This is a genomic window from Arthrobacter sp. Hb9-2 (assembly GCF_059091165.1).
Genome location: NZ_JBNHGJ010000001.1, coordinates 1 through 16,062, shown reverse-complemented (window position 1 = coordinate 16,062; position 16,062 = coordinate 1). Strand labels below are relative to the sequence as shown.

General features: G+C 60.4%; 11 protein-coding genes. 3 read left to right on the top strand and 8 right to left on the bottom strand.

The annotated features are described in order from the left end of the window. Positions 1–182 precede the first annotated feature (182 nt). From AC5RV1_RS00055 to AC5RV1_RS00045, 3 genes are read left to right on the top strand one after another with little or no spacing between them, the layout of a single operon-like run. The gene (locus tag AC5RV1_RS00055) at positions 183–734 is read left to right on the top strand and encodes a DUF3090 domain-containing protein (protein ID WP_493948885.1); all 552 of its coding nucleotides are present in this window, start codon (positions 183–185) and stop codon (positions 732–734) included. Beyond that, complete coding sequence (locus AC5RV1_RS00050; protein ID WP_493993063.1) at positions 734–1,501, top strand: SCO1664 family protein; 768 nt, start codon at positions 734–736, stop codon at positions 1,499–1,501. The genes AC5RV1_RS00055 and AC5RV1_RS00050 overlap by 1 nt, the downstream gene beginning before the upstream one ends. 53 nt (positions 1,502–1,554) lie before the next feature. Beyond that, entirely contained in the window at positions 1,555–2,595 is a 1,041-nt protein-coding gene (locus AC5RV1_RS00045; RefSeq protein WP_493993062.1) for an AAA family ATPase, read from the top strand. 217 nt (positions 2,596–2,812) lie between these two features. Here the strand turns inward: AC5RV1_RS00045 and AC5RV1_RS00040 are convergent, their stop codons facing one another. The 8 genes from AC5RV1_RS00040 to AC5RV1_RS00005 form a co-directional block, all read right to left on the bottom strand. Next, positions 2,813–7,639: a sacsin N-terminal ATP-binding-like domain-containing protein gene (locus tag AC5RV1_RS00040; RefSeq protein ID WP_493993061.1), complete on the bottom strand. Its 4,827-nt coding sequence runs from the start codon at positions 7,637–7,639 to the stop codon at positions 2,813–2,815. Positions 7,640–7,995: 356 nt separating this feature from the next. Continuing rightward, positions 7,996–8,310, bottom strand: a complete 315-nt coding sequence (locus AC5RV1_RS00035) for a hypothetical protein (RefSeq protein WP_493993060.1) — start codon at positions 8,308–8,310, stop codon at positions 7,996–7,998. After that, positions 8,307–9,581: a hypothetical protein gene (locus tag AC5RV1_RS00030; protein ID WP_493993059.1), complete on the bottom strand. Its 1,275-nt coding sequence runs from the start codon at positions 9,579–9,581 to the stop codon at positions 8,307–8,309. The genes AC5RV1_RS00035 and AC5RV1_RS00030 overlap by 4 nt, the downstream gene beginning before the upstream one ends. Before the next feature lie 203 nt (positions 9,582–9,784). Then, the gene (locus AC5RV1_RS00025) at positions 9,785–11,128 is read right to left on the bottom strand and encodes a hypothetical protein (RefSeq protein ID WP_493993058.1); all 1,344 of its coding nucleotides are present in this window, start codon (positions 11,126–11,128) and stop codon (positions 9,785–9,787) included. Between the two features lies 1 nt (position 11,129). After that, positions 11,130–12,896 (bottom strand): Hsp70 family protein, encoded by a 1,767-nt coding sequence (locus tag AC5RV1_RS00020; RefSeq protein ID WP_493993057.1) that lies wholly within the window; start codon positions 12,894–12,896, stop codon positions 11,130–11,132. Then, positions 12,893–14,038, bottom strand: a complete 1,146-nt coding sequence (locus AC5RV1_RS00015) for a hypothetical protein (RefSeq protein WP_493993056.1) — start codon at positions 14,036–14,038, stop codon at positions 12,893–12,895. Before AC5RV1_RS00015 ends, AC5RV1_RS00020 begins: the two co-directional genes overlap by 4 nt. Beyond that, the gene (locus AC5RV1_RS00010; RefSeq protein ID WP_493993055.1) at positions 14,035–15,105 is read right to left on the bottom strand and encodes a hypothetical protein; all 1,071 of its coding nucleotides are present in this window, start codon (positions 15,103–15,105) and stop codon (positions 14,035–14,037) included. Before AC5RV1_RS00010 ends, AC5RV1_RS00015 begins: the two co-directional genes overlap by 4 nt. Positions 15,106–15,619: 514 nt before the next feature. Continuing rightward, positions 15,620–16,062: DUF4352 domain-containing protein (locus AC5RV1_RS00005; RefSeq protein ID WP_493993054.1), on the bottom strand; the 443-nt coding region annotated here is incomplete at its 5' end.

The window sequence follows — 16,062 nt, the reverse complement described above, 5'->3', positions numbered from 1 at the left end:
AAGCACATATCACGGACGCTCCTGTTCCTGCTCCGCCCACCAAACCCTTGGTAAAGCCGCGTGCAGTACAACAAACTTCCCTTGCCAGGAGACGGGAACATGAGATCCAACGAGTAATCCGCGACCTCGCCACCCTTGCAACTAATCAGGCACCATGAAGCACCCGTGCCTAAAATGCTCTTATGCCTACACGTGTTCATGAATTTGCCTGGCCCGACCGGGTCGTCGTTGGAACCATCGGCGTTCCGGGGTCGCGCACGTTCTACCTGCAGGTACGCACAGGTCAGCAAATTGTGAGCATCGCTTTGGAGAAGCAGCAGTCGGCCCAGCTCGCCGAGAAGATTGACGAAATCCTCGATCAGCTCATGACCCTCGAGGGCAACCCTTTCAGCGTTCCCACCGGTACTCCCATTGAGCTCGTCGACAATGACCAGCTCGAGGCGGTCGAGGAGCAGTTTCGAACCGGCGCCCTGAGCCTGGGTTGGGACCCGACGACGGCGCAGGTGGTCATCGAGGCATACCCGCTCGCGGAAGTTGATGCTGAGGACGACGGGTCATTCGAGGAAGACGACGCTGAAGTGCCCGAAATGCTGTTGGTGCGGATGCCGGTCGGTACCGCCCGTGCCTTCGCCAAGCGCACCCGTGAGGTTGTCGGGGCCGGGCGTCCCGCATGCCCCCTTTGCGGTTACCCTGTGGACCCAGACGGACACGTCTGCACTCTTCCTGAGGTCTGATGCCGGCGCCCGACCTGCTGACTGCCGAGTTGACGCTCACCGGCCGCATCACGACGGCGTCGAACGCTACATTCGTGGGCAGCATCGGCGACACGACGGTCGTCTATAAACCGATAGCCGGGGAGAAACTGTTGTGGGACTTTCCCGATGGCTTCCTCGCCCACCGGGAGGTTGCCTCCTACCTGGTCTCTGAGGTCCTCGGCTGGAACATAGTGCCACGCACTTGGCTCCGCGATGGTCCGTTGGGCATAGGGATGGTGCAGCTCTGGCAGGAGACAGACCCCGGCCAGAACGCGGTGGACCTTGTGGCAACGGACGACGTCCCGGCAAGCGGTTGGAAACACGTCCTTGAGGGTCAGGATGAGCAGGGACGGATGGTCGCCCTCGTCCACGAGGACACACCGGCACTGAGACGCATGGCGGTGTTCGACGTCGTCGTGAACAACGCCGACCGCAAAGGCGCACACATCCTTGCCATGACGGACGGGCACCGCCACGGCGTGGACCATGGCCTCACTTTTCACCGTGACCACAAGCTGCGCACGGTGCTGTGGGGGTGGCTGGGAGACGCTCTGACCGTTGAGGAACTTGAGGGCATCGACCGTGTCAGCGAAGGGCTGGACGGTGAGCTGGGCCGAAGCCTGGCGGACCTGCTCTCCGCCCAAGAAATTGCGTCGGCCGCCGTGCGCTGCGCCCGGTTGCGCCAGTTGGGTCGGTTCCCTGCTCCGAGCGGTGAAATGCCGGCGGTGCCCTGGCCGCTGTTCTGAGGGCCACCCGGCGAATCTGCATCAAGGTGGGAATCGGGTACTACAGTGGATGCATGGCTCCCAGCCGCAATCCGCTCGACGACCTGCGCGAAACCATCGGCCATCTGGCCGATCAGCTCAAGCTGCCCGGTTCAGAGCGCATGGACGACCTGGTGGGCGATCTCATCGGTGTGAGGCCCGGGCCGGCCCGGCCGCTGTCCGAGGTGCAGGCCGAGCTCGACGCGCTGGTCGGGCTGGAGACCGTGAAGGAACAGGTGCGGGCCCTCGTCGCACTGCTCCAGGTCCAGGCCCGCCGTAAGGCGCACGGCCTGCCGGAGGTGGCCACATCACAGCACCTGGTGTTCCTCGGAAATCCGGGCACGGGCAAGACCACCGTGGCGCGGCTCCTGGCCGAGATGTACCGCGCGGTGGGACTGCTGCAAAAGGGCCACCTGGTCGAGGTCGACCGTTCGGGCCTGGTGGGGCAATACGTGGGTGCGACCGCCATCAAGACGGACCGGGTGATCCGGCGTGCGCTGGACGGCGTCCTGTTCATCGACGAGGCCTACGCGCTGGCCCCGGAGGACGGCCGTATGGACTTCGGCCCAGAGGCGATCGAGGTCCTGCTCAAGCGGATGGAGGACCACCGCCACCGCCTGGTCGTGATCGTGGCCGGTTACCCGAGGCTGATGGAGTCCTTCTTGCTCTCGAACCCCGGACTGCGCTCCCGGTTCGCCCGCGAGATCACGTTCCCCGACTACTCCGTCGACGCACTGCAGACGATCTTCCACCAGATGCTGGCCCAGCACGAGTACACGTTGGAGGCGGGTGCTGACCAGATGCTGCGCCGCATCTTCACCGGGCTCCACGCCAGCGAGGACTCCGGCAACGCACGGTTCGCCCGCACGCTGTTCGAGCAGGCGCTCAACCGCCAGGCGCTACGGCTGTCGCTCAACAAGGAACAAAGTCTCGACGCACTCGATCGTGAGGCCGTCATGACGCTCACCGCGGACGACATCGTCCAGGCCGCGCTAGCCTTGGGCGAGCAGCCGGAACCGGAACCTGAACAGACTCCGGAACCGGAGCGGCCACGCTGGCGGCGCTGGCTGGCCTAGCCGGTCCGCAGCTGCTGTCAGGCAAATACACCTACCCCCCCGAACGGGGAAAGATATGACTATTCCACGACGGTCCATGGCCCTCCTAGAACAGCCGGAACGAAGATGAGGCGGCCGACCTACTCGACCGCCTCAGCTTTTTGCGATTCTTAGCCTAGAAATGTAATTCGCTGCGGGAGTTCGGGGGGAGGCAACGATGCTGGCTTTGCCATCAAGCTCACCTGTAGTCCCAGTTTTGCGCGTCTTTCTGATGCCGCAACTCCAGTGTGAGTTGATCTGCAGCGGCGAACTCGCGCACTCGGAGCTGAACAGTGCGCTTGCGTATGACGTCTTCCGACTTTGATGATGCAAGTGTCCCGAATGGGTCTTGCACAGCTCTCACGAAGGGTGAGGCGTTTTCGAGATCGGCGCGAAGATTGCCAACGAGGTAGAGCCAGAAATAGTTTCTTAATTCGCCCCCGGCCGTCTTCCACTCGTTCCAACTCATGGCTTGAACTTGTGCGTCGACTCCGGACGACTTCAGTTCAATCATTCGATCGATTGAACCATTCTGGATGGTCAGGACGTCGAAGCCAGGGTAGAGCTCGCTGATGCCCTGCTCAGCGAGCTGGACAAACACTTGGCCAACCACGGTGGACTGTTCTATAGCGGTTACGATCATCTCCGGTGAGCTGACGTCGACGATGAGCACGTCCGCATTCTCAGGGGGCGTCTCTCCTGGGAGCACGACGGTCTTCTGCCCGGCGAATCGGCGCTCCTCAAATGCAAAGGTAATACGCATGCCCAGACGGTCAAGTTCGTTCAGGTCGGTGCCGGCGGCTGCCCTTGGCACGCCCGCAGAACCACCCCCGTCGGCGCCATGTCCGTCACCTGCGGCTGCGAGTTGACGGTTCCCTCCTGGGGCCTCGTGTTTGGGACCTGTTCCCTCGATGCGGATGAGTTCTCCATCTATCAGGAGGTCCTCGTAGCGGTGCAACGGGATACGCGGTGCGGCACGGGTCGCAGCGGGAGGCGTTCGGCCTGCGAGCCCGGCGGCCGCTTCTGTTGACTCGCCGTCTGTCGTGTCGAGCTCGTTGCTTTCTACGCGGTTCACCAGCTGATCGACCTGATACGCGTCATCTCCGAGATCGGCAATGTCTCGCTGCACCTCCTCCAGCTTCTCGGCGGCGCCGGCCAGATCGAGCAGTTGCTGTCGCTGTGCGGGGTTCGCGTTGATGAACGATAGGAAGGTCTCGACAGTGTTGACCTCCAAGGTCTCCGCAAGCGCCATAGCCAAGGTATGAGCGTCCTCCGCTATCGGCGGCCACGCAGGGCCGGTCCACACGGCGAAACCTTGAAATCCTGATTCCTCGGAGCGCCGCACGTAGTACGTCCGCTGGGGAATGTCACCGAGGTCCTGCCCTCGGAATGAGCAACTCAGATTCAGCGACTCCACGGGTTCCAACTTCTCAGCGAATTCAGTCAAGGCCCGTTGGTCGGCCCTACTCCGGTCAGCTCGATCGGCACTTAGGCGGGCGAGTAGCGGTGGGATGAGGTCTCGGAGTCCTTGGCGGAAAGTGCCGAGGCCGGACGGTTCAAGAGGGGTCTCACCCGGCCTCGCCGACCACTCCAACGCGCTCTCGAGGAGCGGGGTTCCGAAGAGCTCGCGGAGCGGACGAAGCGCTCCCGGCTCGGCCTCGAGAACGAACAACGGTATCTTGTCTTGCACACCGCTCCGTTCTCGGCTGCCAGACACGGACGCGTACACAACGTCTCGCGCGGCGAGGAACTCGTACCCAGCCGCGGTGCGAGCGGCAAGCGGGGTGTCAGTCAGTGGCGCCCCGTTGTTCACAGTGCTGCCGACCAAGAGTTCGAACATTTGTCGGTAGATCGGCCGCAGTTCCGAGCGCAGCGCCTGGTCGGTGATGCCCGACGGGTAGAGGTGCGAAATGCGTACGCAGAGATCGTGTGCATCCTCGACATTGAACGCGGCCGGAGTAAGCTCGCCGCGGACTTGCAGTTCGTCGAGGCAAGCGCGGAGTGTCGACGACGGCACCCCAGTCGGTTGTTTGAGGACGGGAAGGTAGTCGTCGGCGTCGCGCCCACTGCGGCCCAGACGACGGACAAGCTCCTCCGATCGACGCCAACTTTGGTTTGGACGCCGCGGACCATGACTAGTGGGGCAAATCGCGTGGTGACGAAGTCGGTAGAGCCATAGATCTGGGCCAGCATTAACGAGTTCTTCCGACGTTGCTCGCGGAGGAGCCGTACGGGACGACGGCCATTTGCCGGCTCCGACGAATGCCAACTTGGCCTGGGTGTGGCGGGCGTAGGTGTTCCAGTTGCGAACGAGGTGGTCGAGCAGCTTCTCGGCCACGTCGGTGTCTCTACGGAGGGCGACTCTCGCGATCTCATCGAGCCGATCAAGGTTGTGAACCTGATAGAGATAGTGATCCGTCTGCTCCCACCGCGGATGCGACGCGAGTGCCCCGACGAGATCCGCTTGGTATTCGGACCAGACCTTATCCAAGCCTGAGAAAGCCCAACCACCAGGGAGACCGAGACCCTTAGTGTTCGTCCACCCGGTCCCGGTGTCGTCAACATCGTGAAAGTGGATCAGTCTCAAACCACGGCTCACTCCGAGCCAAGCGAAAAAGTTGCGCCAGCGATCATCGACGGTGGTCTCAAGTGCTTCGTCGGTGTCGTCATCTAGGTCGACTTCTCCCTCGTCGGGATCGATTGTCCCTGGACTCGCGTCGTCATCCTCGTTGACCCCGATGCTGGCAGAGAACTCGGCGAACACGTCGGGCGACGCAAGGAATCGGACTTGCATGACCTCGCCCGCATCGGCCATTGCTTCAACGATCGGCTCCACAGAGTCATCGCCAACCCAGTCGCTTCCGAAGTAAACCTGATGGGCCGGTGCCCAGGTCAACTCCCCACTGTCATCGGCACGACACGGAACATCAAGGCGGCTGAGATTGAAGAACGCTCGATCCGAACCGAGCCGCCCCATGGGAAGAGGCTGATCGGGTTTGGTGGTTTTTCCGGCCAACCGACATATCGTGGCGAGTGCTTCGATGGTGCGGTTTGACTCCCGCAACTCAGCATCGGCCCCTGCCGTGCGCGTCAGTCCTGGGAGGACCGCAGCGCGCATGACCTCCTCGAAGCGGAACTCTTTCACGTCAAAGAGTGCATCCCACGCCTTCATCTGGCGCTCCAGTACCGACCTCTGTTCGGTCCTGCCGAGCGTGCCCCAGCAGACCGCATGTGCGAGGAACTGTAACTTACGAAGGGGAAGTCCCTCCGCGGAAGAGCGCGGCGGGTAAAACGCACTTTCACCTCGCAGAGCTATCCTCCTAACGGTGCCACCATCGTTCTCGCCGACAGGGAAGACCGGTTCCAGCCGGGCGCTCTCCTCCAAGGCCTGGCGATCCGCCGCGTCCGATCGTTCCCAGAGGAGTGCACAGAGATCAAGCACCGGGTCAACCTGATAACGAGCGTCGAGGCTTGGTCTCAACGCTGTCTTCCCCGTGTCGAGATTGTGAGCAAGGGCCCGTAGCGAGTCAATCGGACTCAGAGCCGCTGACCCGTAGGCCGCACAAACCCCGGCAAGCGTGCCTTCACAGAACTCCGGATCAGGGAATTGTCTGCCTTTAATAACGCAGTCCGGTTTGAGGAGGGCCGCGAAGGCGGACCCCTCTGCGCCAAGAACGGGCGATGGAAAAACCGCCTCAATGAAGGCGAGTTCATTCGGTCCTGAGGGCAGGAAACGGACACCCGTCATTGCCCTGGCAATGGCGTCGGCGAGGAGTCGGCCTGCCGTCCCGGAATCGCTTTCGCCTCGATCCAGAACTCGCAGGACGTAACGGGGGCCACCCTCGGCAAGGAGGTGAGGCATGAGCATCCGCACAAATGTCTCGGCTGCGCGACGTACGAGATACCCGTTGTAGTTCGACTCGGTGTCCGCGACTTGAATGTGCTGCCGTGAAAGGTCAGTCGTGAAGGCCCCGTTGACCAGCAGCGAGCAGGATGAAGGCTCCTGCGTAGGCAGGAAGACGTGAAACCTGCGGTCCTCCGGCCTGACCCGCGGCTCGTCGGCATCCCGGACCGCGACCGACACTTCGGTGACGTCCACGCCCTCCCATGCCGGCCCAGTCAAGCCATCTCGGTGGTCGCCGATTCGCACGTTGCCGTCGTGAGCAACCCAGTAGCGGTCACCCTCACCTTCCCGGTTGACCAAGTCGACTCTGAAGAGACCCGACTCGGTCAGTCCGACACACCGCTCGATGCCAGCGGAGGTCACTCGGTGCCTTTCCACGAGCCACTGACGGTCTGACTTCTCGCTGGAAGTCGCAACCTCAATGACCACTTCTTCCAAGTGCTTGAGAAAGAGCACGCTGGTCATCGGAAGGTTCAATAATTGATGCGCGAGTGCTGCCTTCTGTTCGGAGCTGACGCGTTCGTGGAACGGGAATCGAAAGGCGCTGTGATAGCCGGCTGCACGGAGTTCGTCCCAAGTTTCGTGCACCTCCGTCATCGCCCAAGGGAACCGCATCGCCGGCACCCCGCGGACATTGCCGCGGTCAAACTCCTTCCAAAGCCTGGACACCCGCGCTTCCGCTTGCTCCCGTCCCAGTCGGAAACTCACCGTCTCGGAGTGGGCTTCGGGCCTGTCGGTGATTTCGAGAACCGATTTGAAGCCCAATCCCTTGTGACCAATGCTGGCGCGCTTGGGGCCGTCTGATTGGGCCTTGGAACTGGCTCCCAAGCCGCACAGTCCTCGTATATCGGCTTCGGTGAAGGGGCGCCCCGTGTTGGCAACCCACAGCTCGGTGTCCGTGAGTCGAAATAATGCCCTGTCCTCAGTCGTCGCAATGCCAACTAGCGCGTCATCCGCATTTTGGAGGAGCTCGTACACGAGACGCCCACGATAGTCATGCGCGACTTGCGCCTCTTGGCTGACGTCCTCCTGGAGCCGACCCTGTGATTCTCGGTATACAGCGAGGTTCTCAAGGCAAATGCGCTCGAGGATGTCATCGGGCAGGGGCATCGTCGCAGTCACCTACGTATTCCACCACATAGTTCGGACAAAGAGTGGGTGGACTGGGCGAGGATCTGCAGTTCGGCACCTATGTCAAAATGCTCCGATTACGTTTGACTGTGGATTAGACCCTTCAGGCGCCCTTCTAACCCACGAACGTTTCATCGATAGCACACGTATACCGCCGTCTTCAGGTGCGAGTGAGCGTTGAGGCGGTTCGTTATGTGATTACGTGCGGGTGGTTGACGATGGGCGATGACATGCAGTTCATCTGCCAGCTTTCGGTGCACCGCAAGCCGCTTACATAGCTGCAATACGGGGAGCTTACCGGCTGCCGGAATTGTCACGAAGCGTGCTGTTTGAGGATCACCGGCGGCTCAATAAAGGGACTCGTACTGGCCGACCTCCCCGCGCCTTTGGGCGACTTTTAGGGCTACCCGAACCGCTTTAACCCGAATGAAGTTGAACGTCATAACGACTTCTCCCCGCGACACGTCTCTCTTCTCCAGGGACCACGCGACCAGGCGGTCGTACTCCTCGCGCTCCTCTACGTCCTCAGGTAGGGAACTCTCGGCCAGAGAAGCCATATACGCGTCGGCGAGGCTGTGACAGTGCTCGCCCGTATTGCGGTTCCTTATAAAGCCAGCCTCCATGGCAGCAGCCAGTTCTGCACTGTAAGCCTCTGAGTTCATTCCTCAGGCGCCTTCTCCGGCGCATCAGCTATGTCCCGCTTACGGGACTTGAACAAACCAGCGACCTTTCCACTCGCTGCGCCGGTGGCTCCAGCAAGGGCACCGCCAAGGCCCTTTACCGCTGCGAGTGCCTGCGGCTCATCGGGGATACCGTCGCCGTCAACGTCCACAGCGCGGAAGGGGCGAGACACAGCAGCGGCGGCGCTTGCGACCCCTGACCCCACAGCGGAGGCACCGGTTGCGACTCCTTCTCCAACCGTGCTGGCCGTCCCCGTGATCCAGCTTCCTGTGGACTTCGCAGCATCCTCGAGGGCTGCAAGCGCCCGATTGGGCTCCGACTCCCGGTCGTCGGCGTCGGAGGACTTGTCCTGCAGAGCCAGGTGTGCAGGGAACTCCTCCGGAGCCTCAGGGAATGCAGCCCGTGCCGCTTCCACCACGTCCCGGCCGAAAACGAACCGGCTGACTCCTCCCGTCAGCGCGCCAACCCCGTATTCGATCGCGGACTGCTGCTTTCCGCTCAGGGTTTCCCGCACGGTATCCAACTGGCCCGTCTGCATGGTCCTGACGAGACTTTGCGCGGCTCCGCTCGGCAGCGTGTCTGCCAGCGTCGTTGCCCAGTGTGACCAGTCACCGCTGGCGGCGGCGAATTTGTGACCAACGCCCACCACTCCATCGGGAGACGTTTCCGCGACGTCCTTGGCCATAGTCGCGATCTGCTGCTGGCTAACGGAGTCATTGGTGAGCCCGTAAACCAGAGCATGAGCCTGGTCTTGGTCGAGGTCCATCCCATGTACGTCGGCGAGGGCTAGCCCAAAAATTGCCGTAATCTCGAATTGAAGCTGCTGATCACCGGCAGGGAGAAGCGCGGCCACCCGCTGGGCCCCGTTTTTCGCAGCACCCATGGCCATGTTCTTCGCGGCCACCTTGGCCGCCTCCTTCGCCGTTACCTGAACAGTCTTCTTCGCGGCCTGCTTGCCGGCAGTCTTAAGACCGGCGGCCGCGACTCCGCCACCCGGAATCAAGGAAATTCCCACCTCAGCCGCGATAGACCCAGCAGCGATAGCAGCCCCTGCAGCGGTGATCGATGTGCTGTAGTGACGCTCAAGCAGCTTGATAACTTCCGCTGGGCTCGCCTCCGGACGCCGGCGCCGAATCCTCATGACGTACTTCCGGGCGATCGAATGACGGGCACTGACCGCCTTCGCAATGTCTGCGTTGGCCTCCTCGTCATCGAGCTGCGTCTCCAGTGTCACGTCTTCAATATCGGCCATTGTGCTCTCCCCCTTCAACCAAGGCTCAACCCTGAGCCTTTTCACAAACGCAGCAATTCTGCTCGCGGCAGAGGAGCCTAGCGCTCCTCTGCCGCACCATCATCAGTGTCCCGCACGATCCGGCCGCTCTTAGCGCGCCACGCGGCACCACCCCGGCTACGCCTACTTCCCACTGCAATTCCGCCGGATAGTTAATATCGTCCTCATATGGAGCGAAGCCTCTCGATGTGACGGCGCTGTTCCTTGTCGTCTTGCTTTACGTGCACGCTGACAAGGACGCGGTCGCCGTCCGGCTTGTAGTAAATGCGACCCATGTCCTCGCTACCAGCAACCCCGGTGGCAAGCTTCGAAACCTCGCGCCAGCCGCGCATGCCTTCCAAATCCTTGCCCACAACCTCGCCCATATCAATCTGCACCAGCGATCGCATCATAGACGCTGATGAATCGAGGTTGGCCAATACTTCAACGCTGTCGAAAACAAAGGTCAGCCGAGAGAAGGCCACATCCAGAAATCCAGGAACACCACGACGAGGTGCTCGGGCCGTCACCGCACCTCTACGCCGCACTCGCTCCTGTTCTCCGAATTCTTGGAGGCGTTCTTGTAGGTCGACCACAGTCGCCTCGAGTGTCAAAATCCGTACGTCGCCTTGCTCCGCCTGATCACGGAAACCCGCCAGACTCCTACGAAGTTCGGAGTTTTCCGCGAACGCCAGTTCGAGAAGTTCTTCGGTCTCGGCCTGACGTTTCAGGAGTATTTTCGTTTCAACAGCTTGCCGCGGATCACGGCTCAGCTCTTCAAGCTGACCTTGTAGTGCCTTTTGATGATCTAGGGCCCGATCTAAATCCTCGGAAAGTTTTGACTCCCGACTTGAAGCGGTAGTGAGCCGCTGTCTTAGGAGCGAAGCTTCCGACTCAGAGGTGCTGAGACGCTCCCTGAGTTCGGCCGTCAGATCGACCAATTGCTCGACCTGTGCTGCGAGATCCTCTAGCGACGAGACTGAAGGTGCCGGAACGGGCGCAGCTGTTGGCTCTGCTGAGGCGGGCGAAAAGACGGCGGAGATCTGGGCCACGACCTGTTCATGGCTGCCTTTAAACCGGAGCCGGGCAAACCAGTCGTAGAACTTCCCCTCAGTCGTGGGACGATGGCTGACGTCCCACCTCTGGACCGAAAGACCTCCGGCCTCGAGTGCGTCGACGACATCCGTCGCAAGTCGCTCAGGGGCATTAAAGACAAGGTAATGACCAAAGCGATTGGTCTCGACCTCCCACTCACCGTGGAAACCCGCAAAGTTCTGCTGCTCACCGACGTCGTCAAATTGCGGCACGTATGGGATAGAGGCTCCTGCGAAAAGGAACCTGCTGCAGTCCTCGACTTCCCACGATGCGCCGGAAATGTCGACCACGTCGTGGGCAAACAACGGGTAAACGGCGCCGTTGTAGACAATGCCGGCATATCCGTCCGGAGTTAACCGGACCGGTCGACGAACATGTTCAGCGACTACAGACGCACCCTCTTGGATACGTACAACGACTTGCTGAGAAGCCATGTCAGGCTACCGAGGCGCACCTGCAAGCGGGATCGCCCCATTTGCGCTTACAGACGGCACAGGGCTTGTAGTAGAGGTGCTCGATCAGTTGCTCATCAGTGGCTTGGTCCGGGCCAGGGAGCCGAGAAAACGCATGAGGCCGATGCTGATAAAGCACGTCTCCGGGAACCAGCATCGTATCCTGTTGATCGGCTACGTTGGCACGGGCAATCAGGCCGTCGTTGGGTATATAGGCCTGGGAGTCAGCAATATCAATTGGTCCCAGGTCATTGCTGCCGGGGAGTCCGATGCCAAACTCCAGGTCAAAGTAGGACGCATGTGCTTTGTCGCCGCGCTGCTTGGACATAGCGGTGACAGACAAGATGAGGTTGTCGTCGACCTTTACGTCTAGTTCCAGCCGCTCGGCGAGAGGTGGGGCTGTCTTGTCCACAGCAATGGCTACCATGCCGAGAGATGTTCTCGGATCGCTGGCTTGGGGTTGATCAGCAAGCTCAGTTGGCGCCACTATGGCGAACTTTGCCCGACCGTCAGTCGGATCGGTGCAGTACAGGTGAAAGCGGTCTTGACATACCTCGCCATCATTCGGCATGGCCGTTCCGGCCCTCAACAGTGGAAGGCGTGAACCACGTGCCATCTCCAGCTCAATGGGCTTTGCCAGCACCAGCCGCTGTGAGTCGTGAGCGATGCGTGCCGCTCCCTGCGAAACGAGCGTGGCACTGTTCGCAGGGACGAGTACTCGTTCAGGCCCGAAGAGTTCGTGCAGTCGGCTCCGTATGCTTGGCATCGCGGCCATACCACCGGCAACCAGGCAAAGTGAGACTTGAGCGGGTGCCATGCCGACGCTGTCAAGGAGCGCTTCAATCTCCCTGATGCCTGATGTCACAAGAGGTCGTGTAATTGCGTCCAGCTCTTGCCGCGTTAGCGGGTACTCAAGCGTGGTCTCGGATTCTGGAAAGTAGCCTGGACGATAGAAAGTGACGCTCGGCCGCTCTGAGAGTGCGATCTTGTTCCGTTCCGCATCCTGCAACAGCCTGAGCCGTGCTTCCTTTGTGGGGTGATCAGACTTGGAGATCCCGTGCTTTGTAGAGAATCGCGCGACGACCTCGTCACGAATCACTTCATCGAATTTGTCGCCTCCGACTATGTCAGTTCCCCCGTTGCGGAGCTGGAGGATCCGCCCCGGCTCAATTCTGCAAAGCGTGAGGTCGAGGGTGCCGCCACCCCAGTCAACGACCAGTACGTTGCGTCGCATCAGGCCCCGGATTTCACTGTCGGTATCTGCTGCACCGCGGAGGTAGCCGTAGAGGGCTGCAAGTGGTTCGTGAACAAACTGAGCCACAGAGATTCCGGCATGGGCGAAGGCTTCTCGAAGAGCCGCGCGTCTCGGTCCGTTCATGTTCACAGGAATCGTGACCACTGCACGATCCAGCTCGCCCAGCACTTGTCGCTGACCGCTTCGCCGCGATTCAAAACGGACGTGGCGGATGACATCTGCCACAATCTCGATGGGGCTGCGGTCGACCCCTCCGACAGTCACTGACTCCTCGCCCAGGAGAAACTTTGGGGAGCGCACGGTGTTGCCATACACGCCGAGACCGACTTCTTCTAGCGCATGGCGGGCCTCGCGTCCGACGACGACTTCCTCGCCCTCGTATCGAACGACAGATGGGTGCGGCAGGCCCTCATCGTCCAAAACGTCAATGACACGGTCGCCAACCACCACAGAAACCAGACTGTTAGTTGTTCCGAAATCAAAACCTGCAATCATTGCACTCCCCCGTCCAGTTCCTTAAGGCGTGTGACCTCACCACCGATTGCAGTGAGTGCCCTGTCCACGAACTCCTCCGCTACACCTGTGCTTCCATGGCGAAGGGCGTGAAGCCCGTCCCCTAAAAGCTCAGCCTGAGTAGAGAGCCGTCGAATCACCTGAGTTCTGAGAGCCTCATAGTCATCGACGTGGTGGCTCTTATCAACCACGCGGTTGTTTTGCTCTACCGAAAGCCGCAGCTCAAGTTCATTGGCTTTAGCTGCCAACTCCGCGGCATGTGCTCTTGCCTTTTCTAGATCTGCTGCCAGTCTTTTTCCCAAACCCTCGGCCGTTATGGCACGAAGCTCCTGCTCCCGGGCTTGCGAATTGGCCTTCCCGGTTTCCTTCTTCGAGTCACGGAGAAGAACTTCGAAGTGCCGCGAGATTTGGCTCAGTGCTTCTGCGTTCTTCGCGGTCGCCAGTAGAGCAGCTGTCTTGTACGCACTCGGCTGCGTCGGAGAGTCCCAGACAGTGGCACTCATGTCCTCGATGAACTGTCGCGAAGTCCAACGATCGCGGAGAACGCGGAAGAGTTCCAGAGCGGTTACCGCGTTTGTGCGAAGCCGCGCCCGGCTTGCGTCGCTGAATTCAGATTCCTCGTTCAGCCCCAAGTCGCTGAACTTAATTTGCTTGGCAGCACGGTTAACCTCTTCGGCGGTAAGCATTTTCAAGGGCTGCTGCTCCCTCAAGCCCTCAATCCGCCCCTCAAAGAGTTTGTGGCTGGCGAAAGCCACGACAACCAGATCGAGAACGCGGCGACGCACAAGCGTTTCTGATCCCAGCTCAGCCAGCGATGACAACAAAGCCGGCGGGACGGCGAATAGCAGATCTCTACCCGCTAATTGCCGAACAATATCGATTTCTGCTTGCTCATCCTCTGGCCGAACCGACAAATCGAATACATCTTTGCGCGACAAATTTAGCTTTCGTCCCGCTTCGCTGTAGGCATATTCCATCAATGCGAGGATCGTTTTGGGCCGCTCCCGCTTGCTGCTGTTGCCTGGGTTGGGCGGTTGCGGGCCGATGTCCGCAGGTTCCTTAGGCAGGGACGGGTCCGAGCCTTCAGCCGAATGAACTCCAGTGGGTCCGTCGTCTGTTGTCACTTTTTAAGAACTCCTTGACGTTGAACTCGAGGTCGGAAATTTCTGTACCATTTCTCGCTGAGACGGCTGTGTCGAAGGCTTTCGGCATAGCGCAGCGCTGCAGGGTAATCTCCTACAGCCAGCGCGTGCTCAGCCAACACCAGGTGGAGCTTGAGCGCGTCGTATGGTCGTTGCGAGCCAATATTGGCAGCCAGCTCAGCCATGTCATCGGCTGCTGTACCGTCAAGTGGCAATGCAGTCCACCTGAGCACTTGTTCGATTATCGAGTCGCTGAGAGCGACGTCCAGGCTCGGGTGTGGCGACTGCGACAGCGCATCGGGCAACCAGCTTTCCCCTTTGACGAGCGCCTGAAAGCGCAAAGACACTTCCGCAACGCGTTGGCTCTTGGTCTTCGTCATGGCGCGTTCGAACTGGTTGTAGTGGAAGGCAACAATGCCGCATATAGCCTCTGCTGGAGGGCGATCAAAACTTCTCAATATTCCGACAGCCTGATCATATTTGCCCTCATAGCCACTGCCCTCCCCCGACCGCTCGGAACCCTCTCCCCCAGCAGCACCCTCGCGTGCCAGAACGCCGTAAAGGTAATTTGCAAGGCCGGATTGATACCGGACGGCAGTCCGATATTGCTTGCAGCGCATAATGAAGTCGTCGATAGACCGGCGACTCAGCTCGCCCCCGTCGACCAGACGTGCCAAGGCAGCGTCAACTCCGTCAAGATCTTCCATATCAGCGAGAGCAAACTCGAACTGGAAAGTCTGCACAACATCCAGATTCGAAAGCGTCACGTCGACAACACCGCTCCGCTGAGATGACAGAAATTCTGCAGCGCCTCCGATTGGAATTGTCTTGCCGTTGACACTCACAGCCTCAGCTGTCCGTATGACCCAATCCTTCGGGGTGGTTTCACTGGTGATGGTTAGGCGACTCCTGCCGCATTCCCGCCCATTGAACACGAGAACAGGGCGCCGCACGGGGTGACCCTCAAAATTGTGTACGCGCAGATCGCTGGCCGTTGAAAATTCCACGCCGCAGGTCATACACGGAAAGGTCACCTGTTTCGGCTCCACGAATGGATTTGAACCTTCGCCTGTAGGCTCATGGAATTCCATGTAGCCGGTGTGCCAAAACCCCACTATTTTTCGACCTGCCCAAGGGATGAATGAGAATCAGTGGGCGTAGGGCGGCGAAGGCCATGCACCCAATGCTTTTTCTCACCGTGGCGCCCTCGCAAATCTCCGGACCTACTCATGCCTTCCTTTCGACTAACCCCCAGCGCCGATCAGCCATAGCTGAGCAAGCCGTTTTCATTAGTTCGAGATCATATCCCTGCTGGGAGTGGCGTCGCATACGCAACGCTCCCATTACGCTCTTAGGACTCAACTCTTACCACCTGTCCAGGTCGTGGTCATGGTGCACTATTCGTGCGTCGCAATTCCTGTTCTTATCCATGCGTGGTTGTTCACCCGCCACGTCGCCCCCTCCTGCCAACAAAGGAACACTTTTCCGAAGCGGACGCTTTGTAGGAGTGTCCTGCCCAAGAGACCCGACCAGTTGAGCATCAGAGGTTTCAAGTACTGCCAATTACGGAATCTGGATCCGGGCAGCCTCCTGCAGCAACGGATCCGAGATCATCACGGTCGCCGCGCCCGGAGCGATATCGAAAGCGATGAACCCCCGCGACTTATCGCCGGGCACAACCTCGCCGGACCCCAACTGGTTGTCAGCGAACAGACTCATGTCGGCTTTGCGCCCGTTGGCATCCTTCGCGGAGAAGTACAGCGGGTTGGACGAGGTCGCGCCCTTCTCGGTCTCCCAAAGGACGTCCAGGAGCAGGTAGGTGCCGTTCTTCGGCGGCGTGGCAAACGCCGTCGTGCTGACGGTGTCAGTCCTCACCGCGGAGACAATCGTGATCCGGGCAACGTTGCCGTTACGCACGTCCACAGTAAACGGCGTCCCCACCGTCGGTGCGGCAGGCGCCGCGGGTGCGGCAGGTGCCGCAGGTGCGGGAACCGCAGCGGCCGACG